Origin of the sequence: Streptomyces kronopolitis (genome assembly GCF_050953795.1) — a bacterium.
GTDB classification, from domain to species: Bacteria; Actinomycetota; Actinomycetes; order Streptomycetales; family Streptomycetaceae; genus Streptomyces; species Streptomyces kronopolitis_A.
In genome coordinates this window covers 1,109,242-1,128,934 of the sequence record NZ_CP191850.1, presented here as the reverse complement: position 1 = coordinate 1,128,934, position 19,693 = coordinate 1,109,242, and the positions used below count along the sequence as shown (strand labels likewise).

Here is a 19,693-nt window from a genome sequence, read left to right as displayed (position 1 = left end):
GCCGGGGCGGGGCAGGGGGTGCGCGACGGCGCAGCCGCACGCGCACCCGGCCGCGCGGCGGACCGGGTACCGGGCGCACGGACCCGGCGCGCGAGAATCCTCCGCACGGACCCCTCTTTGGATTGGACCCTCCGATGGCCTCAGCACCGCAGACCGGCACACCGGCACCCGACTTCACCCTGCCGGGCGGTGTGCTGACCGGCGACCGCTTCGAGCGCCGCGACTACACCCTGTCCCTGCGGCGGGGCCGTCCGCTGGTCCTCGCCTTCTATCCGGGCGACGACACCAGCGTGTGCACCAAGCAGCTGTGCTCCTACTCCAGCGGACTGGAGCGGTTCCAGGACCAGGAGGCGGAGGTCTGGGGCATCAGCCCGCAGGACGTCGACAGTCACGAGCGGTTCGCGCGCAAGCACGACCTGCGGATGCCGCTGCTCGCCGACACCGATCGCCGGGTCGCCCGCGCCTTCGGCATCGCCGCCCCGGGCATCGGCGTGCGCAGGGCGGTCTTCCTCGTGGGCCCCGACGGCACCCTGCACTGGAAGCACGTCGCGCTGCTCGGCGCCACCTACCAGTCCCTGGACACCCTCACCCGGCGACTGGCCGACCTGCCGACCGCCTGAGCCGCCCACGTCCGGCGCACGCGGCCACCCGCCACACCGGGCCGGACGCTCCGCGGCGCCGGTGAACGGCCCTCTCCGTAGCCACCGCAACGGAGAGGGCCCCGGTTCCGCACCCGCGTCCGGCCGAATCCCCCGCCCGGGGACCAATCCGCGCGGCACCGCCACCCCGAATACCGGGTATGAGCGCGCGACGGAACACCCTTCTGCAGGCGGCCCGGGGCGCCCTGAGCGGCCTGGTCGCCGGATACGCGGCGCTGGCCGTCGCGGAGTTGGCCGCGGTGGCGGTGCGTCCCGAGGCCGGCCCGGTCACGGCGGTCGGCGGGGCGGCCATCGACGGGACGCCCGCGGCCGTCAAGGACTGGGCGATCCGCCACTTCGGAACGAACGACAAGCTCGTCCTCCAGCTGGGCATCCTCCTCGTGCTCGCGCTCTTCGCCATGACGCTGGGGGTGCTGGCGCTGCGTTTCCGGAAGGCGGCCTCCGCCGGGGCGCTGGTCTTCGGCGTCGTGGGGGCGCTGGCGGCGACCGGACGGCCCGACTCGACCGGCCTGCCGGACGCCGTCCCCTCCGTCGTGGGCGCCGTGGTGGCCACCGCGGTCCTCGCGCTGCTCACCGGACGCCTGACCCGCCCCCGACCGGCGCCGCCGGCACCGGTGTTCGGGGTGGACCGCAGAGGCTTCGTCTTCGGTGTGGCCGGGGTGGCGGCGGCGTCCACCGGCGCCGGGTTCCTCGGTCTGCGGCTGAACGCGGCCGGCGCCGAGGAGGCCGCGGCCTCCCGGGACACGGTCAGGCTGCCCGCTCCCGCCTCTCCCGCGCCCCGGCTGCCGCGCGGGGTGGACCTCAAGCTGCCCGGTCTGAGCCCCTTCACCACCCCCAACCGCGACTTCTACCGCGTGGACACCGCCCTGACCGTGCCGCGGGTGGACGCCCGCACCTGGACGCTGCGCCTGCACGGCAAGGGCGTCAGCAAGCCGCTGACCATGAGCTTCCAGGACCTGCTGCGCCGGCCGCTGATCGAACGCGACATCACCATGACGTGTGTGTCCAACGAGGTCGGCGGCTCCTACGTCGGCACGGCGCGCTGGCTCGGCGTCCGGCTGGCCGATCTGCTCCACGAGGCCGGGGTCCGGCCGCCGTCGCGGGGCGGCCCGGCGGATCAGCTGGTCGCCCGGTCCGTGGACGGCATGACGCTGGGCACCCCCGTCGAGACGGTGATGGACGGACGGGACGCGCTGCTCGCGGTCGGCATGAACGGCGAACCGCTGCCCCTGGTCCACGGCTTCCCGGTGCGGATGCTGGTGCCCGGCCTGTTCGGCTACGTCTCGGCCTGCAAATGGATCCGGGACATCGAACTGACCACCTTCGACGCCTACGACCCCTACTGGGTACGGCGGGACTGGGCGGCCGAGGCGCCGGTCAAGACCGAGTCCCGTATCGACACCCCCAAGCCGTTCGCGCGCGTCACGGCGGGCACCGTCACGGTCGCGGGCGTCGCCTGGGCCCAGCACAAGGGCATCGACCACGTCGAGGTCCGGGTCGACGGCGGCGAGTGGCGGCGGGCCGAACTCGCCGCCGAGGGGCCGGTGGACACCTGGCGGCAGTGGTCGTGGCGCTGGCGGGCCACGACCGGCACCCACACCCTCGAAGTCCGCGCCGCCGACCGCACCGGCTACACCCAGACGGACGACCGGGCCCGCCCGATCCCCGACGGCGCCTCCGGCTGGCACTCGGTGGTGGTCACCGTGCCCTGACGGCTTCAGGGATCCGGCGGAGGGATGTGAGCGCGAGCCGTTCCCCTGTGACGGCCCGGACCCTGTCCTCCACCGGATCGCGGTGTCCGGCGCACGGTCGTCAACACGTCTCCGGAGAAGCCGTGTTCCGCCTGATGAGAAGACCAGCCGGTACCGTGCGCAAGGCGTCCAATATATTGGCACCCTGTGGAGTGAAGGGTCAAGGAGTCTTGTGTACTGGCCGGCGAGCTACTACACAGTGGCTGACACAGCGGAAGACGGCGGTCCGGCCGGGGAGTGTGGGCATGGTGGCAGAAGCTGGCCAAGGCAACGGGAGATCGCTGGCCGAGCGGCTGAACGCACTCTTCGCGAGGGTGCGTTGGGCCGACCCCCACGGCCGGCAGCGGGAGTACTCGACCGCCGAGGTGGCCAAGGCGGTGACCGCCGACCCCGCGCACCCGGCCACGCTGTCGCGGAGCTATCTGGCCATGTTGCGCAACGGCTCGCACACCAACCCCACGCTGAGCGTGCTGGAAGGGCTCGCGAAGTTCTTCGACGACCACCGCGAGCCGGAGTCACCGCCGATCACGGTGCGGTGCCTGGTCGCTCAGGAGGACCCCGAGGACGCGCTGTTGCGCGAGCAGCTCGCCGGTCATCAGGTGCGGAAGATCGCGATGCGGGCCGGCGCGATGACGCCGGCGATGCGCGAGCAACTGCTCAAGATGATCGAGACTTTTGATCAGGACACACCCCCCGGCCCCGGCGCGGGGGCATGAGAAAGGACGCCGTGGCCGTACGCGAACGCGAACTTCGCCGCTCCTGCAAGCGCTTGCTGCGCCGACTCGACATCCGGCCCCCGCTGGAGGTGCACGAGTTATGCCGCCGGCTCGGTGAACTCCGTGGAAAACCCATACGGTTGATTCCCTGGGCGCTGCCGATACCCGGCCCCTTCGGGGTATGGATGTCCCGGCCGCACGAGGAATGCATTTTCTACCAGGAGGAAACGACCCGGGTGCATCAGGATCACATCATCCTGCACGAGGTCGGCCATATCCTCGCGGACCATCAGGACGACGGCCTCTCCACCGCGGAACTCCCGGATTTCGGCCCGGATCACCCCCGCGACGTGACCCCCCGGGGATTCCGCCGTACCTGCTACACCGAGGATTACGAGCGCGAGGCCGAACTCGTCGCGACCATCATCCAGGAATGGGCGATGGTCATCGACGACGCCGTCCCCCACCTTCCCGAGGATTCCCCGCTCGGCCCGCTGCGTTCCGCGCTGAACCCCCGCTGGGGGTGGACGTAATCTTCCAGCAGCCACTGACCCTCATGCTGAGCGTGGGGGCGATCTGGAAGCTCATCGATCTGGCCCGCGCACCCCACGACCGGGTATTGCGCACACTGGTCGCCTGCCTGATCCTGCTGGCTTCCGGGCAGATCCTCAGCTTTCCCGAGGTCTCCCTCGCCCTCGATACCGCCACGGCCTCCGGCGTCGCGAAGGTCGTGTTCAACGCCGTCCACATGTCCGGCCTCGGCGCGCTCCTCCTGGTGTTCCTCTCCGCCGTGCCCGGTCCGAAGGACGCCTTCCGGCGCCGGGTGAGGCGCCACGCCGGGCTGCTCGCCGGTGTGGTGACCGCCCTGGTCATCGACATGATCGTGACGCCCCCGGCGCTGCGCGGCCACACCCTGACCACCGCGGACATGCGGCAGCCGGCCATCGCCGCCTTCTACCTCATCGGCAATGCCTATTTCGTCCTCGCCTATCTCACCCCGGCGCTCTGGGCGGTGCGCTATGCGCGCCTGGCGCCCCGGCATCTGGCGGTCGGCCTGCGCGTGATGGCGCTCGGCCTGTTCGTCCTGGCCGTCACCTCCGTCAACCGGGTCATCTGGGTATGTCTGCGCATCGACGCTCCCGGCGGGCACCAGGCGTTCAACACGGTGAACTGGTCGATGAACGACTGGGCGCTGGGCCTGGTCCTGATCGGGCTCGACCTATTCCGCGGGCCGGCAACTGGCCGCGCATGTGCGGTCGGTGGTCCACCACCGCCGGATGTACCGCGAACTCACCCCGCTGTGGACCGCCCTGGCCGCGGCCTATCCGGAACTCGTCCTGCATGCGGAGCCGCAGGATTCCCGATGGCGTCGTTTCCGCCTGCGCCGCACCCACGAGCGGTTCTACCGCCGGCTCATCGAATGCCGCGACGGACTGGTACGGCTGAGCCCCTATCTCGCACGGGTCGCCCCGGAAGCGGATCTCGCCCGGGGCCCGGCCGAACAACTCGCCCGGCACATTTCCGAGGCCCTCGCGCTGAAGCCGGCCACCGAGGACCCCGAAACGGCCTTTACCGCCACCCGAATCGCCTCGCCGTCCGGCAACGACCTGAACGCCGAGGCCCGTGAACTCGCCGCCATATCCCGTGCCTATGCGAAAGGACATCGTGAACAAGGTACTGATATCCGCTGACCGCGTCCTCACCGGACCCGCAGGCCGCACGATCCGCGACGGCGCCGTGCTCGTGGAGGCCGACGTGATCACCGCCGTCGGCACCGAGGCCGAGCTGGCGGCGATCGTGGAGCCGGCTGTGCGGCGCCTGCGGTGCCCGGGGGCCACCGTGCTGCCCGGGCTGATCGACTGCCATGTCCACCTCGCCTTCGACGCGGGCCCGGACCCGGTCGGGGCGGTGGCCAAGGCGGCCCCCGACGCGCTCGCCGCCGCCATGGCGGACCGCGCCGCACGGTTCCTGGACGCCGGCGTGACGACCGTGCGGGACCTCGGTGACCGCGACGCGCTCGCCCTCGCGCTGCGCGAAGCCATCGCGTCCGGGACGGCGCCCGGCCCGCGCGTGCTCGCCGCGGCCGCGCCGCTGACCCCGCCCGGCGGCCACTGCGGTTTCCTCGGTGGCGAGGTCACCACCGACGACGACATCCGCCGGCAGATCGCCCGCAACGCGGCGGCCGGCGCCGACCTGATCAAGGTGATGGCCTCCGGCGGCGCGCTCACCCCGGGCGGCCCGCGGATGTGGGAGTCGCAGTTCACCCGCGCCCAACTGGGCCTGATCGTCGAGGAGGCCGCCGGCCACGGCCTGGAGGTGGCGGCGCACGCGCACGGCACCGCCGCCATCGCCGACTGCGTGGACGCCGGCGTGCGCACCCTTGAGCACTGTTCCTGGCGCACCGCCGACGGCGTCACCTACGACCCGGAGGTCACCCGCCGCATCATCGAGAACGATGTCTCGGTCTGCCGCTGTGTGTCCGGAGACTGGCAGTTGTTCCTCCAGCAACTCGGCCCCGAGCGGGCCGAGTCGATGGCCCGGGTCATCCGCGACATGCGGGAGGCCGGTGTCCGGTTCATCGCCGGGACCGACGCCGGGGTGCCGGGAGCGCGGTTCGGTGACTACGTCGGCATGCTCGAATTCTTCGGCTCCCTCGGCTTCACCCACGCCGAGATCCTCGACATGGCCACCGTCAACGCCGCCCGCGCCCTGGGACTGACCGACACCGGCACCCTGCGCCCCGGCATGCGCGCCGACCTCCTCGTCGTCGACGGTGACCCGCTGCACGAGCTGGACGCCCTGCGCCGGGTCCGGCACGTCGTCGCGAACGGCCGTCACCAGGCCGGCTGAGGCCGTCCCGGCGGCATGGGGAGAGGTGGCCCCGTCCTGTCCCGGTACCCGCCGGGACAGGACGGGGCCGCTGCGTATGCCGCCCCGTATACCGCTCACTTCTTGGGCAGCAGCACCGTGTCGATGATGTGGACGGTGGCGTTGGCGGTCTGGACGTTGCCGCAGACGACCTTGGCGGAGCCGTCGACCATGTAGGACTCGCCGGAGCCGGACGTGGTGAGCTTGTTCTTCGCCAGGGTGTCGAACGAGCCGTCGGCCAGCTTGTCCGGCGAGATCTTCTCGCCCACCACGTGACCGGTGAGGATCTTGGTCAGCATCGTCTTGTCGGCGAGGACCTTGTCCAGCTGGGCCTTGGGAATCTTGCCGAAGGCGTCGTTGGTGGGAGCGAACACCGTGATGTTCTTGGCACCGTTGAGGGTGTCCACCAGGCCCGCCTTCTTCACCGCCGTCACGAGCGTCGACAGCGCCGGGTTGTGCGAGGCGGCGGTGGCGACCGGGTCCTTGGCCATGCCGTCGAAGCTGCCCTTGCCGCCCTTGGGCACCGTGGCACAGGCCGGGCCGAACGGCTTGGCCATGGCGTCCATGCCGCCGCCGGCGCTGTCCTTCGACGGCTTCGCCTCGGACGACGAGGCCTTGTCGGACGCCTTGTCCTTGCTGTCCATGTCGTTCGAGCAGGCGGACAGCGCGAGCGGCAGGACCGCGGCGGCGGTCACGGCGAGGGCGGCACGACGGAAACGCAGGGTGCTCACGGGTTCTCCAGAGGTGGTGTCGATGCTGTGGTGGTCATGCGGTGCTCGGGGCCCGGGCGCGGTCGGCTCGACGCGGTCACGTCTCTTCCGGCCCGGGCTCATGACCTGTATTCGGCGCGGGTCCCGTGGCGGATTGGCCGCGCGGCGAAGTTTTTCCGGCGGTGCGTGATCGCGCGTCGGGCAGCGTCGTCCGCGTCGTCCTGGGGGAGTGGCAGGGGTGCCCCGGCAGGGCTCAGGGGCGCCGGATCACGGCGTTCCGCCGCGCCGGGCGATGCGCCCGGACGACTCGTGGGCCGCCGTCCGGAGATTCCGTACAACCTTCAACGGCATTAGGCAGTCTTCACCACACCATCACAGATGCTGGGGGATTGTTCATGTCGCACTCACAACAGCAGCCGGCGTTCGGTCAGCAGCCCTACCCCTTCGTCATGCCGCCGGCCGCGCAGCCGCCGCGGAAGAAGCACACCGCGCTCAAGATCACGGTGGGTGCGGTGTGCGCCTGCACCGTCTTCGGGCTCGGCGCGGCCGTCGGTGGCGGCGGCGCCGACGGCAAGAAGGCCGAGGCGAAGCCCGCCCCGACGGTGACGGTCACCTTCACCGCCAAGCCGGTCCCGGCCTCGGCGGACAAGCCCGGGAAGGCGGCGAAGCCCGCTCGGAAGGCGGCGGCCGCCGAAGGGCCCGACACCACGGTCGGCCAGGGCAGCTATCTGGTGGGGGAGGACATCGCGGCCGGCACGTACAAGACCGCCGGCCCCACCGCGTCCGACATACCCCTGTGCTACTGGGCGCGCGCCAAGGACTCCAGCGGCGAGGTGGGCAGCATCATCGCCAACGGCACCCCCGAGGGCCCCTCCCGCGTCACCGTGAACAAGGGCGAGACGTTCGAGACCAACGGCTGCAAGCAGTGGACGAAGGTGGGCTGACAGGCACGGGTGCCGGTGGGCGGCGCGCGCGAGCCGCCCACCGGCCGGCGCCCGGCCGGCCCGCCGGGCGTCCGGCGAGTGGCACGGGAAACGAAATGGACCGGCCGAAACCGTTCGGAATGGATTCCTCCGGATTTGCCCGGGGCGGGGTCATGTCGAGGGGGAGCCACCCACGAGATATCTTGATGTCGAGCAATGTTGCAGACGTGGAGCGGAGCACCCGGTGACTGACTCGACCATCATCTACACCCACACTGACGAGGCCCCGGCCCTGGCGACGTATTCGTTCTTGCCGGTGATCCAGGCATACGCGTCGACGGCCGGCGTCAGCGTGGAGACCCGTGACATCTCCCTGGCCGGGCGCATCATCGCGAGCTTCCCCGAGCGCCTGGAAGAGGGCCAGCGGATCGACGACGCCCTCGCCGAGCTCGGTGAGCTGGCGAAGACTCCCGGGGCGAACATCATCAAGCTGCCGAACATCTCGGCGTCGATCCCGCAGCTCAAGGCGGCCGTCGCCGAGCTGCAGGAGCAGGGCTACGCGCTCCCGGACTACCCGGACGACCCGAAGACCGACGAGGAGCGCGACATCCGCGCCCGCTACGACAAGATCAAGGGCAGCGCGGTCAACCCGGTCCTGCGCGAGGGCAACTCCGACCGCCGTGCCCCCGCCTCGGTGAAGAACTACGCCAAGGCGCACCCGCACCGGATGGGCGCCTGGTCGTCCGGTTCGAAGACCAACGTCGTGCACATGGACACCGACGACTTCCGCTCCACCGAGAAGTCCGCGGTCATCGCCGACGCCGGCACCCTGCGCATCGAGCTGTCCGGCGACGACGGCAGCACCACCGTGCTGCGCGCGTCGGTACCGGTCCTCGCGGGCGAGGTCGTCGACGCGTCCGTGATGCGCGTGGCCGCGCTGCGCGAGTTCCTCACCGCGCAGGTCGCCCGCGCCAAGGCCGAGGGCGTGCTGTTCTCGGTGCACCTGAAGGCCACCATGATGAAGGTCTCCGACCCGATCATCTTCGGCCACGTGGTCCGCGCCTTCTTCCCGAAGACCTTCGCCCGGTACGGCGAGGCGCTCGCCACCGCCGGCCTGACCCCGAACGACGGCCTCGGCGGCATCTACAAGGGCCTGGAGTCGCTGACCGACGGCGCCGAGATCAAGGCGTCCTTCGACGCCGAGCTCGCCGAGGGCCCGGAGCTGGCCATGGTCGACTCCGACCGCGGCATCAGCAACCTGCACGTGCCCAGCGACGTCATCGTCGACGCCTCCATGCCGGCCATGATCCGCACCTCCGGCCACATGTGGGGCCCGGACGGCTCCGAGGCCGACACCCTCGCCGTCCTGCCCGACAGCAGCTACGCCGGCATCTACCAGGTCGTCGTCGACGACTGCCGCGCCAACGGTGCCTACGACCCGTCGACGATGGGCTCGGTGCCCAACGTCGGTCTGATGGCGCAGAAGGCCGAGGAGTACGGCAGCCACGACAAGACCTTCGAGATCCCCACCACGGGCACCGTGCGGGTCCTCGACGAGGCCGGCACCGTCGTGCTGGAGCAGGCCGTGGGCGCCGGGGACATCTTCCGGATGTGCCAGACCAAGGACCTGCCGATCCGTGACTGGGTCAAGCTCGCCGTCACCCGCGCCCGCGCGACCGGTAACCCGGCCGTGTTCTGGCTCGACGAGGAGCGGGCGCACGACGCCCAGCTGATCAAGAAGGTCAAGGCCTACCTCCCCGAGCACGACACGGACGGCCTGCAGATCGAGATCATGGCGCCGGTCCACGCGATCAAGTTCTCGCTCGACCGCATCCGCCGCGGCGAGGACACGATCTCGGTCACCGGCAATGTGCTGCGTGACTACCTGACCGACCTGTTCCCGATCCTGGAGCTGGGCACCAGCGCCAAGATGCTCTCCGTCGTCCCGCTGATGAACGGCGGCGGACTGTTCGAGACCGGCGCCGGCGGCTCCGCGCCCAAGCACGTCCAGCAGCTGGTCAAGGAGAACTACCTGCGCTGGGACAGCCTGGGTGAGTTCCTGGCGCTCGCGGTGAGCTTCGAGCACCTCGCGCAGAAGACGGGCAACGCGCGCGCCCAGGTGCTCGCCGACACCCTCGACCGCGCCACCGGCACGTTCCTCAACGAGAACAAGTCGCCCAGCCGCAAGCTCGGCGGCATCGACAACCGCGGCAGCCACTTCTACCTCGCCCTCTACTGGGCGCAGGAGCTGGCCCGGCAGACCGAGGACGCCCCGCTCGCGGAGGCGTTCGAGGCTCTCGCCAAGACGCTGTCCGAGCAGGAGGAGGCCATCGTCGGCGAGCTGGCCGCGGTGCAGGGCACGCCGGCCGACATCGGCGGCTACTACCAGCCCACCGTCGCCAAGGCGTCGGCGGTCATGCGCCCGTCGGCCACCCTCAACCAGGCCCTCGACACCCTGAGCTGACGCTTGCGCGAAAGCCCTTCCGCCCCGGCCGGCACCCGCCGGCTGGGGCGGTTTCCGTTTCCCGGACGGGGCCGGCGTACGGCGGACCGCCCCGCCGCGCCTACCCTCGGCCCACCAGGTCCAGCACCGGCCGCAGACCGTCCGGGCGGCCGTCCGCGGGCAGCGGGTCCACCGGATGGAAGGCGCAGCCCAGGGCCGTGGCGCCGCCGTCCGCCGTGCGGTCGTCGCCCACCATCAGGACGGCGGACGGCGCCAGCCCCAACTCCCGGCAGGCGACGGCGAAGAGCCGCGGATCGGGCTTCTGGAGGCCCTGCTCGTAGGACAGCACACAGGTGTCGACATAGCGCTCCAGTCCGTGGGCGCGCAGCACCGGCCGCAGGTCCCAGCCGATGTTGCTCAGCACGCCGATCCGAAGGCCGCGCCGGTGCAGCTCCGCCAGCACCTCGGCGGCGTCGGGGTAGGGCTGCCAGGCCTCCGCGGTCCGGTGGCGGTCATAGAGCACGTCGTACAACTCCGGTGCGGGCAGCGGCACCTGGCGGGCCAGGCCGGTGTACACCGCACGGTGGAGGCGGGCGTCGCGGTCGCGGATCTCCCACTCGCCGGCCAGCGCCTCCGGCAGCTCGGCGGGCGGGGCGCCGCCGGGCAGCGCGCCGGCCCGCTCCAGCGCGGCCGCCCGCCGGGCGATCTCGTCGTCGGCCATGTCCGTGCCGCACGCCGTCAGCGCCGCGCGCAGCCAGCTCTCGGCGGGCTCGATGTGCAGCAGCGTCCCGGAGAAGTCGAAAAGCACACCCTTGATCGTCGTCATGACCGCCATCCTGTCCGCCGCGCGCCGCCGGGCCGATCCCCTCTCGCCCCGTACGCGTGGAAAGCCGTCACCGACCCCGCCACCAGCGCGCCGCCCAGCAGCCAGCCCCCGACGACGTCTGACGCCCAGTGCACCCCCAGGAACAGCCGGGTGAAGCCGACGCCGACGACCGAGACCGCGACCACCGCCCCGGCCGCCCACCGCCACCGCGCGGGGACGCCACGCAGCCGCAGCAGCCACAGCACCAGGGCGCCGGTGACCATGGCGGTCAGCGCGTGGCCCGAGGGGAACGCGGCGAAACTCGCGGAGTCCACCGGGTCCGGCCAGACCGGGCGCGCCCGGCCGACCAGCGCCTTGACCGCCTGCTGCAGGCCGGTGCCCAGCAGCGCGGTGGCCGCCACCCAGACGGCGAGCAGCCGTTCACCGCGCCGCAGCAGCAGGCCGACGGCGGCCGCCAGCACCGCCCGCATCGTCCACGGATCCCACACCCAGTCGCTGAGCACCCGGTTGCGGTGGGTCCAGGCGGGCGCGGTGACGGCCGTGCGGTGCAGCCTCTCGGCCAGCGCCGTGTCCAGGGAGAGCAGCGGGCCCCAGCGCAGCGCGACGAGGGTGAGCAGCAGACCGAAAAGGCCGACGAGGGTGCCGCCCAGCAGGGCAAGGGCACTGGTGCGCGGCGGGGCCGGCGCGGGGCGGCGTGCGCCGGCCGCGGCGGGGGTCCGGGCAGCGGGATGCGGCGTGAGGGGCATGGGGCGATCCTCGCCCCTACCGGGCGCCGGAGGCGAGCCGGCTACGTCAGTGCGCGCAGTCCGGGAATGAACGTCACCAGCAGCGGCACCGCCGGTACCAGCGCGGCCACCGCCGTCATCCGCAGCCGCCGGCCGGGGGTGAAGCGCGGTGCGGGGGACAGCAGACGGTCCACCCGCTGCGGCACCTGGGCCAGTTGGGACGGGCAGGGGCCGAACACCCCGCGGTCCTCGTTCAGCTCGACCAGCGCCAGGGCGATCGTCAGCCGGCCGAAGCGGCGCGAGGCCACGTCGTCGGCGGCCAGCTCCACCAGCCGGTGCACCTGATCGCGGAACGCGGCGAAGACCGGAATCTGCGGGAACCCGACGGCCAGTGCCGCGGCGCAGTGCAGCAGGAGGTCGTGCCGGGCCCGCGCGTGGCCCTGCTCGTGAGCGATCAGCGCATCGAGCTGACGGCCCTTCAGCCGCTGCAACGCCGAGGTGGTGATGACCAGTTGGGGCGAGGAACGCTGCAGCCACCAGGCCTCCGGGCGGTCCCCCTCCAGGACGACCAGGCGCTCCCCGGCGGGCTCCTCCCCGGGCAGCAGCGGCGCACGACGCAGGAGTTCGGCGCGGCGCTGCCGGCGGCGGGCCCGCGCCGCCCGCACCTCACGGGTCAGCGTGAGGGCGGTCCAGGCGCCGCCGCCCGCCAGCAGCACGGCCAGCACGCCCGCCCAGGGACCGTGGCCCTGGAGTGCGTACGCCTCGACGACCACCCGCGGGGCGAATCCGAACACCGGGCCGCGGACGGCCTCCCAGGCGGCGGCCGCGCTCAGCGACATCGCGAGCACACAGCACAGCAGGACACCGGCGACCACGCACTGCCACACCCACAGGGCGAGCACCGGCTCACGGTCGGGCCAGTCGGAACGGGCCATCAGCCGCGGCGCCATTGCCGCGGCCAGCACGCCGAGAATCATCAGCGCGAGGGGGACCATCATGGCGTCAGCCTATGAGCGGGCGTCTACCCGTTGGTACGGGCAGGGGCCGGAAGTGACGTATGCCACCCGGGCAACGGGCGTGAGCCACAGCCCCGCGCGCGGGCGGCGCACCACCGGGCGGCGGGTATCGCCGCAGCTCACAGCGCCAGCAGCATCGCCAGCATGCCGATCCCCATGGCGACCCGGCAGGCCCGCAGCACCCCGGGAGGCCCGGCCGCCGCCGGCCCGCCCGCCGCCGTGGTCCCCGCGGCCGTGTCCGCCGCCGGCACCAGCCGGACCCCCGCGGCGATCACGTACACCGTGAAGTAGGCGAGCAACAGCCCGGTCAGCAACGGCACTCCGCCCGGCGCCGGATGCCCCATCGGGACCGTTCCGGCCATCTGCCCCCACCGTTCCGGGTGGCCGGAGAAGCCCCACCACTCCGGGGGCAGGGCCATCGTGAGCGCCATGTACACCATGGCCCCGGCGCCCACCGCGTGATGCAGATGCCGCCGCGCCAGCGCCCACAGACCGGCCGTCCCGAACACCGCGGTGAACAGCCACGGCGACCACGCCGCGGACGCCACGGCGGACGCCGGACAGGCCATCGCCGCCATCCCCAGCGCCATCAGCCCCTCACCGCGCGCCGTACTCCGCTCCGCCGGCGGACCGGTACGCGAGCGCACCAGGCAGTACGCCCCGGCCGCCGCGCCCAGCAGCACCAGCAGCCAGCCGACCCACGCCGGTCCGTGCACCGAGCACCTCCCCTCGCACCCGTACGCGACGGGGGCAGGATTCCCGCCCGGCGGCCCGCACACGGGAGCGCACGGACGCACGGGGGGAGCGCGGGCGGCCGGGGTACGGCGGGCCCGGACCGGACGCGCAGCGGCCGTGGGATGTCGCCACGGGCGGCACGGGCGAAGCCCGCCGAGCGGGGGCGGCCTAGGGTCGGCCCCATGGTGCGGAGCGAGGCGGCGGACGTGGACGGCTATCTGGCCGGGGTGCCGGAGGACCGCAGGGAGGTCCTGGTCCGGCTGCGGCGGATGTGCCGGGCGGAGCTGACCGGTTTCGACGAGGTCATGGCGTACGGGATGCCCGCCTACCAGCGCGACGGCGTCACCGAGATCGCCTTCGCGAGCCAGCAGCGGTACCTGTCCTTCTACCTCCTGCGCGGCGACGTCCGGGAGGCGTTCGCGGAGCGGCTGGCCGGGCAGGACGCCGGCAAGGGCTGCCTGCGGTTCCGCCAGCCGTCCCGCGTTGACTTCGACCTGGTCAGGGACCTGCTCAGAGCCACGGCGGCCGGCCCGGGCACGGTCTGCTGAGGGCTCGGCGGACCTCCTAGGGGCGGTAGCGCAGCGGATGGTCCGCGGGGACCTGCGTCAGGACGATCCGGTGGCCGTCCGGGTCGGCGATCCACATCTCGATCAGCCCCCACGGTTCCTGCACCGGCGGCCGCAGCACCTGGACGTCGTGCGCCCGCAGTTCCTCGTGCGCCGCGGCCACGTCCGCCACCTGGAGCCAGAGCTGGAGGGTCTCCGTGGCGGGATCCGCGGCGCGGCCGGAGACCTCCAGAAAGCCGCCGCCCAGGAAGTAGACCGTGCCGCGTTCGGGCCCCGTACCGAATTCCCGGTAGATCTCCAGCCCCAGCGCCCCGCCGTAGAACGCCCGCGCGCGCTCGGGGTCCGACGGCCGCAACAGCACCCGGCTGCTCAGTACATGCACCATGCCCGGACCCTACGGCCCGCGGACCGGCGCCGGTGCTCACACCGCCGCAGGACCCTGACGAAAGCCCCTGACACGGGGCGCATGCCTCTTGTTAGCCTCCATGCAGCCCTTCGTGCCCCTGAGAGGACCCCGCGCCCCATGCCCACCAGCGAGCTGACCTTCCGTACCGCCCTCGACACCGACGTCCCCGGGCTCGTGGAGCTCATCGAGTCGGCGTACCGCGGCGACGCGAGCCGGGCCGGCTGGACGACGGAGGCGGATCTGCTGGAGGGCCAGCGCACCGACCCGGAGGGCGTGCGGGCCGTGGTGCACAGCGAGGCGAGCCGGCTGCTGATCGCCGAACGGGACGGTGTGCTGATCGCCTGCTGCCAGCTCGAACACCGCGGTGACCACGCCTACTTCGGGATGTTCGCGGTGCGCCCGGAGCTCCAGGGCGGCGGCCTCGGCAAGGTGATCATCGCGGAGGCCGAGCGGACCGCCCGGGAGACCTGGGGCGCCCGGGAGATGCGGATGACGGTCATCCGCCAGCGCGACGAGCTGATCGCCTGGTACGAGCGCCGCGGCTACCGGCGCACCGGCGAACTCACCCCGTTCCCGTACGGCGACGAGCGCTTCGGCATTCCGCAGCGCCCCGACCTGGCCTTCGAGCTGCTGGTCAAGCCGCTCGACCAGGCAGGGGCACGCGGCCCGCGGACGGCTGCCGCACCGTCGTGAGCAGCGGGTTTCCCGGCCACCGGCCACGGGCCCGCCGCCTCACGCCGTGAAGCGCACCGCCCGCCGGATCTCCGGCAGATCGGTCACCACGCCGTCCAGACCCAGCCCGCGCGCGAGGCGGAGCTGATCGTGGGTGTTGACCGTCCAGCCCAGGACCCTCAGCTGGGCGGCGTGCGCCCGCTCGACCAGCTCCAGGGTGAGCCGCCGGATGTTCAGGGACAGCATCGTCGCGCCGACGGCCTGGGCGCGGTCGACGACATCGGTGCCGTAACGGCTGGCGACCAGCGCGGTGCGGACGCCCGGCAGCAGGGTGCGGATCGCCGCCAGCGCCTCGTCGTGGAAGGAGATCACCTCGACCCGGCCGGTCAGATCGCGCGCCCGCATCACCTCGGCCAGCGCCTGCGCCGCGGCCACGTCCTTGATCTCGGCCTGCAGCGGCGCACCGACCGCCTCCACGACCTCCTCGAAGACGGGGATCCGCTCGCCCTTGCCGGCGTCGAGTTCCCGCAGCTCGGCGAGGGTCCGTTCGGAGATCGGCCCGGCGCCGTCGGTGGTCCGGTCGACATCCGCGTCGTGCATCACCACCAGCGAGCCGTCCTTGCTCAGATGCAGATCCAGTTCGATGACATCCAGGCCCTCGTGCTCGGCGCGCACGAAGGAGCGCAGGGTGTTCTCCGGCTCGACGCCCATCATCCCGCGGTGTCCGATGGTGAGAAAGGACAAGGCTGCCTCGCTTCTGTCGGCTCGGTGGTGCTGTCGGCTCTGGGGGAATCGACCGTCGACCGTCGGCCACGGCGTACGAAACGGCGCACAGCCTAACGGGACCGGGCGGCGAAAAAACGGGTGCCGAACCGGACCGTGGTGTGTCCAGTACGGGTACCCGCCAGATCCGGCGTCAGACCGCTTCACCCTCATGTGGGCGATTCCCCGGGGTGCTGACGGGCTCGCGGAGCCGGGCGGCGGCCCCGGATCCCCCGGGGCGGGGATCACCGCACCGGCCGCGTCCACCCGCCGCGAGCTGTTGCCGGACCGCTGTGGCATATGCCACACGGTGTCGGGGCAGGTGTCCGCGAGGGGCGTCCGGGGTGGTGCGCGCCCGATCCTCCGGGAGCCGCCCGAAAGCCTCCCCGCGGCTCTGTTGCTGGGCTCCGAGCACCTGAAAGAAGCGCCGGACGGCCCGGTCCGGCTGGCAGGAAGTGGCGCCCGAGTCGCTACGCGCAGGAAAAATCCGCGTGTGTACGGGGTGTCAACAGGATAATTTTCAGCTAGCCCACTTGAGTGGACGATCCTTGGCTGGTTACCGTGTTCTGACAACACGATCTACCGCCGGAGGGCAGTCATGACGGAAATCTTTTCGCCTGTGGGTGTCCAGGAGGCCACCACGACCGCGGGGAGTGTGGTCGAGCACCCGGCGTGGCCCGTGCTCAAGAGCGCGGTCGAGACCATCCGCCCCTGGCAGTCCAAGGACGGCTCGATCGACCTGACGGCGGAGGGCGCGCCGAGCGCCGACGCCGTCCGTGCGGAGGTCGACCGCGTGATAGCGGCCCTCGGGGAGCTCGCCCCGCTGCTGCCGCACAACGCCGCCTACCACCAGGCCCTCGCCGGCGACCTGCGCCGCTGGGCCGACGGCGGCTTCGGCGTCCCGGACTTCCTGGACTCGCTGCTCGCCTTCCAGCCCGCCCGTGAGCGCGCCCACGGCCTCCAGCACCTCGTGCTGTTCCCCATGTACACCCAGAACGGCAACCCGGACCGCAACTTCGAGGCCGTCGTCCTGCGCATGGTCTGGCCGGAGTGGCTCGCCGAGCTGGAGCGCACCCGCTACGACAACGCCCTCTTCTGCGGCATCACCTTCGAGGACTTCACGGCCGGCTACGACACCAACTCCGCGGTGCTCTTCCCGGAGACCATCGCCGTGCGCGAGGCCCCCGAGCGCTTCAGCTGGGGCGGCATCTTCTGCGACCGCGAGGCCGCCCGCTTCCGGCGGGTCAGCCGGGCCGCCGTCGAGACCCTGGGCCTGGAAGTCCCCGAGGCCGTGCGCGACATGCTCGCCGACCAGGAGCGCTGCCAGGAGGCCTTCGTCCTGTGGGACATGGTGCACGACCGCACCCACAGCCACGGTGACCTGCCGTTCGACCCCTTCATGATCAAGCAGCGCCAGCCGTTCTGGATGTACGGCCTGGAGGAGCTGCGCTGCGACCTCACCGCCTTCAAGGAGGCCGTGAAGCTGGAGGCCGAGGGGTATCCGCAGGCCCGCGACGTCCAGTTCGCAGTGATCTTCGACCGGATGTTCCGCTTCCCGGTCACCGGCGACCGCGTCCGCAACTACGACGGCCTGGGCGGACAGCTGCTCTTCGCCTACCTCCACAAGCACGACGTCGTACGCTGGACGGACAACACCCTGCACATCGACTGGGAGCGGGCACCCAAGGTCACCAACGAGCTGTGCGGCGAGATCGAAAAGCTCTACCGCGACGGCATCGACCGGCCCAAGCTGGTCCACTGGTTCGCCGCGTACGACCTCGTCTCGACCTACCTCGCCCCGCACCCGGGGTCGGTCTGGGCCAAGGGGCCCGACGCTCTCGACCTGGACCAGCCGCCGCGCAAGCTCGTGGACGACGTGCTCCCCGACGAGTTCCCGCTGAGCATGTTCTACGAGGCGCTCGCCAAGAAGCTGCGGACTGTGATCGCATCCACCAAGGGCATCACGGCCCACAGCGATGAATGGGCGGCGGCGTGACGAACGACCGGAACACCCGGCCGAAGGCCGTCTTGGAGCATGACGAGGAGGCGACGGAGATGGTGACTTCGACGGGCGGCCAGGGGCCGCTGGAGGGTGCGGTCATCGCGGTGGCCGGCGCGGCCGGACCGGCCGGGCGGGCGACGCTGCTGCGACTGGCCGAGGCGGGCGCGGTGGTGGTCGGCTCGGACTCCCACCCCGAGCGGCTGGCGGAGGCCGTGGACGCGGCCCGTTACGCCCATGGGGGCGCCACGGTGATCGGGGAGACGGTCGACCTCCTCGACCCGGACCAGGCCCGGGAGTGGGCGGCCCGGACCGAGAAGGAGTTCGGCCGGATCGACGGGCTGGTGCACCTGGTCGGCGGCTGGCGCGGCTCGTCGAGCTTCGCGGAGACCGACCTCGCGGACTGGGAGACGCTGCACAAGCTGCTGGTCCGCACCGTCCAGCACACCTCCCTGGCGTTCAATGACGCGCTGGAGCGCAGCGGCAACGGCCGTTTCCTCCTCACCAGCGCGGCCGGCGCCGGCAAGCCCACCGGCGGCAACGCCGCCTACGCCGCCTCCAAGGCCGCCGCCGAGGCCTGGACGCTGGCCATGGCCGACGGCTTCCGCAAGTCGGGGGGCGAGCAGGGCCCCCGTGCCGCGGCTGCCATCCTGGTCGTGAAGGCGCTCGTCAACGACCAGATGCGCGCCGAGCGCCCGAACGCCAAGTTCGCGGGCTTCACGGATGTCACGGAGCTGGCGGAGGCCATCGCCGGGGTCTGGAGCCGGCCCGCCCAGGAAGTGAATGGACAGCGTCTGTGGCTGACCCCCGAGCCGTGACCGGAGCGAAGACCGACGCCCGGCCGCACCACGATCCCGAGATCCGCGGCTTCGCCAGCGACAACTACGCGGGCGCCCACCCGGAGGTGCTCGCCGCCCTCGCGCTCGCCAACGGCGGCCATCAGGTCGCCTACGGCGAGGACGACTACACCGAGCACCTCCAGCGGATCGTCCGCAGCCATTTCGGTCAGCGCGCCGAGGCGTTCCCGGTGTTCAACGGCACCGGCGCCAACGTCGTCGCGCTGCAGGCCGTGACGGACCGCTGGGGCGCGGTGATAGCCGCCGACTCGGCGCACATCCATGTCGACGAGTGCGGTGCGCCCGAGCGGGTCGGTGGGCTGAAGCTGCTGACCGTACCGACCGAGGACGGCAAGCTCACCCCCGAGCTGATCGACCGCGAGGCGTACGGCTGGGACGACGAGCACCGCGCCATGCCGCAGGTCGTCTCGATCACCCAGAGCACGGAGCTGGGCACGGTCTACACGCCCGACGAGATCCGCGCGATCTGCGAACACGCCCACGAGCGCGGCATGGTGGTGCATCTCGACGGTGCGCGGATCGCCAATGCGGCGGCGACGCTCGACGTCCCGATGCGGGCCTTCACCAACGCCGTGGGGGTCGACATCCTCTCCTACGGCGGCACCAAGAACGGCGCCGTCTTCGGCGAGGCCGTGGTCGTGCTCAACCCCGACCGGGTGCGGGCGATGAAGCACCTGCGCAAGCTGTCCATGCAGCTGGCCTCCAAGATGCGCTTCGTCTCCGTCCAGTTGGAGGCACTGCTCGCCAAGGACCTCTGGCTGCGCAACGCTCGGCACGCCAACACCATGGCGCAGCGGCTGGCCGCCGGGGTGCGGGAGATCGACGGGGTGGAGATCTGTTACCCCGTGCAGGCGAACGCGGTCTTCGCCCGGCTGCCGCACGATGTCAGCGAGCGGCTGCAGAAGCGCTACCGCTTCTACTTCTGGGACGAGCAGACCGGCCAGGTCCGCTGGATGTGCGCGTTCGACACCACCGAGGCGGATGTCGACGGCTTCCTCGCCGCGCTCCGTGAGGAGATCGGCCGCTGACCCGACCCTCTCGCCCCGTATAGCTATGCGC

The 19,693-nt window shown here is 72.1% G+C and carries 20 protein-coding genes and 1 pseudogene; 14 read left to right on the top strand and 7 right to left on the bottom strand.

All coding sequences use genetic code 11. The features are described 5' to 3' along the window. The first annotated feature begins 134 nt into the window (after positions 1–134). The 7 genes and pseudogenes from ACQP17_RS04640 to ACQP17_RS04610 all read left to right on the top strand — a co-directional run bounded on the left by ACQP17_RS04640 (position 135) and on the right by ACQP17_RS04610 (position 5,976). On the top strand, positions 135–620 hold the full coding sequence (locus tag ACQP17_RS04640; protein WP_433855066.1) for a peroxiredoxin: 486 nt from the start codon (positions 135–137) through the stop codon (positions 618–620). A gap of 179 nt (positions 621–799) precedes the next feature. Next, positions 800–2,371 carry a molybdopterin-dependent oxidoreductase gene (locus tag ACQP17_RS04635; protein ID WP_433855065.1) on the top strand — a complete coding sequence of 524 codons (1,572 nt, stop codon included), beginning with the start codon at positions 800–802 and terminating at the stop codon, positions 2,369–2,371. Between the two features lie 284 nt (positions 2,372–2,655). Then, a complete protein-coding gene (locus ACQP17_RS04630) occupies positions 2,656–3,126 on the top strand; it encodes a hypothetical protein (protein WP_433855064.1) in 471 nt (156 codons plus the stop codon). Further along, positions 3,123–3,659, top strand: a complete 537-nt coding sequence (locus ACQP17_RS04625) for a hypothetical protein (protein WP_433855063.1) — start codon at positions 3,123–3,125, stop codon at positions 3,657–3,659. The genes ACQP17_RS04630 and ACQP17_RS04625 overlap by 4 nt, the downstream gene beginning before the upstream one ends. Then, positions 3,560–4,282, top strand: a pseudogene (locus tag ACQP17_RS04620) (MAB_1171c family putative transporter); the annotation flags it as partial. The gene ACQP17_RS04625 and the pseudogene ACQP17_RS04620, both read left to right, overlap by 100 nt. 121 nt (positions 4,283–4,403) lie before the next feature. Further along, positions 4,404–4,817 carry an MAB_1171c family putative transporter gene (locus ACQP17_RS04615; RefSeq protein WP_433855062.1) on the top strand — a complete coding sequence of 138 codons (414 nt, stop codon included), beginning with the start codon at positions 4,404–4,406 and terminating at the stop codon, positions 4,815–4,817. After that, positions 4,792–5,976 carry an amidohydrolase family protein gene (locus ACQP17_RS04610; protein WP_433855061.1) on the top strand — a complete coding sequence of 395 codons (1,185 nt, stop codon included), beginning with the start codon at positions 4,792–4,794 and terminating at the stop codon, positions 5,974–5,976. Before ACQP17_RS04615 ends, ACQP17_RS04610 begins: the two co-directional genes overlap by 26 nt. A 95-nt stretch (positions 5,977–6,071) precedes the next feature. On the opposite strand, the gene ACQP17_RS04605 is transcribed toward ACQP17_RS04610, so the two are convergent. Next, positions 6,072–6,725, bottom strand: coding sequence for a fasciclin domain-containing protein (locus tag ACQP17_RS04605; protein ID WP_433855060.1), 654 nt, complete (start codon positions 6,723–6,725; stop codon positions 6,072–6,074). 374 nt (positions 6,726–7,099) lie between these two features. Between ACQP17_RS04605 and ACQP17_RS04600 the strand changes: the two genes are divergently transcribed. Both ACQP17_RS04600 and ACQP17_RS04595 read left to right on the top strand, forming a co-directional pair. Further along, on the top strand, positions 7,100–7,648 hold the full coding sequence (locus ACQP17_RS04600) for a hypothetical protein (protein WP_433855059.1): 549 nt from the start codon (positions 7,100–7,102) through the stop codon (positions 7,646–7,648). 223 nt (positions 7,649–7,871) lie between these two features. Beyond that, positions 7,872–10,091, top strand: coding sequence for an NADP-dependent isocitrate dehydrogenase (locus tag ACQP17_RS04595; protein ID WP_433855058.1), 2,220 nt, complete (start codon positions 7,872–7,874; stop codon positions 10,089–10,091). Positions 10,092–10,191: 100 nt separating this feature from the next. Here the strand turns inward: ACQP17_RS04595 and ACQP17_RS04590 are convergent, their stop codons facing one another. The 4 genes from ACQP17_RS04590 to ACQP17_RS04575 all read right to left on the bottom strand — a co-directional run bounded on the left by ACQP17_RS04590 (position 10,192) and on the right by ACQP17_RS04575 (position 13,353). Beyond that, positions 10,192–10,896 carry an HAD family hydrolase gene (locus ACQP17_RS04590; RefSeq protein ID WP_433855057.1) on the bottom strand — a complete coding sequence of 235 codons (705 nt, stop codon included), beginning with the start codon at positions 10,894–10,896 and terminating at the stop codon, positions 10,192–10,194. Then, on the bottom strand, positions 10,893–11,642 hold the full coding sequence (locus ACQP17_RS04585) for a phosphatase PAP2 family protein (protein ID WP_433855056.1): 750 nt from the start codon (positions 11,640–11,642) through the stop codon (positions 10,893–10,895). Before ACQP17_RS04585 ends, ACQP17_RS04590 begins: the two co-directional genes overlap by 4 nt. A gap of 41 nt (positions 11,643–11,683) precedes the next feature. Further along, positions 11,684–12,619: a M56 family metallopeptidase gene (locus ACQP17_RS04580; RefSeq protein WP_433855055.1), complete on the bottom strand. Its 936-nt coding sequence runs from the start codon at positions 12,617–12,619 to the stop codon at positions 11,684–11,686. 137 nt (positions 12,620–12,756) lie between these two features. Continuing rightward, on the bottom strand, positions 12,757–13,353 hold the full coding sequence (locus tag ACQP17_RS04575; RefSeq protein ID WP_433855054.1) for a DUF5134 domain-containing protein: 597 nt from the start codon (positions 13,351–13,353) through the stop codon (positions 12,757–12,759). Positions 13,354–13,554: 201 nt separating this feature from the next. On the opposite strand from ACQP17_RS04575, the gene ACQP17_RS04570 reads away from it, so the two are divergent. After that, a complete protein-coding gene (locus ACQP17_RS04570; protein WP_433855053.1) occupies positions 13,555–13,920 on the top strand; it encodes an iron chaperone in 366 nt (121 codons plus the stop codon). A gap of 16 nt (positions 13,921–13,936) precedes the next feature. Here ACQP17_RS04570 and ACQP17_RS04565 read toward each other — a convergent pair whose 3' ends face one another. Then, positions 13,937–14,323, bottom strand: coding sequence for a VOC family protein (locus tag ACQP17_RS04565; RefSeq protein ID WP_433855052.1), 387 nt, complete (start codon positions 14,321–14,323; stop codon positions 13,937–13,939). Positions 14,324–14,461: 138 nt separating this feature from the next. On the opposite strand from ACQP17_RS04565, the gene ACQP17_RS04560 reads away from it, so the two are divergent. Beyond that, complete coding sequence (locus ACQP17_RS04560; protein ID WP_433855051.1) at positions 14,462–15,037, top strand: GNAT family N-acetyltransferase; 576 nt, start codon at positions 14,462–14,464, stop codon at positions 15,035–15,037. Between the two features lie 39 nt (positions 15,038–15,076). On the opposite strand, the gene ACQP17_RS04555 is transcribed toward ACQP17_RS04560, so the two are convergent. Continuing rightward, positions 15,077–15,760: a glycerophosphodiester phosphodiesterase gene (locus ACQP17_RS04555; protein ID WP_189097048.1), complete on the bottom strand. Its 684-nt coding sequence runs from the start codon at positions 15,758–15,760 to the stop codon at positions 15,077–15,079. A gap of 616 nt (positions 15,761–16,376) precedes the next feature. On the opposite strand from ACQP17_RS04555, the gene ACQP17_RS04550 reads away from it, so the two are divergent. From ACQP17_RS04550 to ACQP17_RS04540, 3 genes are read left to right on the top strand one after another with little or no spacing between them, the layout of a single operon-like run. After that, positions 16,377–17,774: a DUF6421 family protein gene (locus tag ACQP17_RS04550; protein ID WP_433855050.1), complete on the top strand. Its 1,398-nt coding sequence runs from the start codon at positions 16,377–16,379 to the stop codon at positions 17,772–17,774. A gap of 59 nt (positions 17,775–17,833) precedes the next feature. Then, a complete protein-coding gene (locus ACQP17_RS04545) occupies positions 17,834–18,595 on the top strand; it encodes an SDR family NAD(P)-dependent oxidoreductase (RefSeq protein ID WP_433855049.1) in 762 nt (253 codons plus the stop codon). Then, entirely contained in the window at positions 18,574–19,662 is a 1,089-nt protein-coding gene (locus tag ACQP17_RS04540) for a threonine aldolase family protein (RefSeq protein ID WP_433855048.1), read from the top strand. The genes ACQP17_RS04545 and ACQP17_RS04540 overlap by 22 nt, the downstream gene beginning before the upstream one ends. The last annotated feature ends 31 nt before the right edge of the window (positions 19,663–19,693 follow it).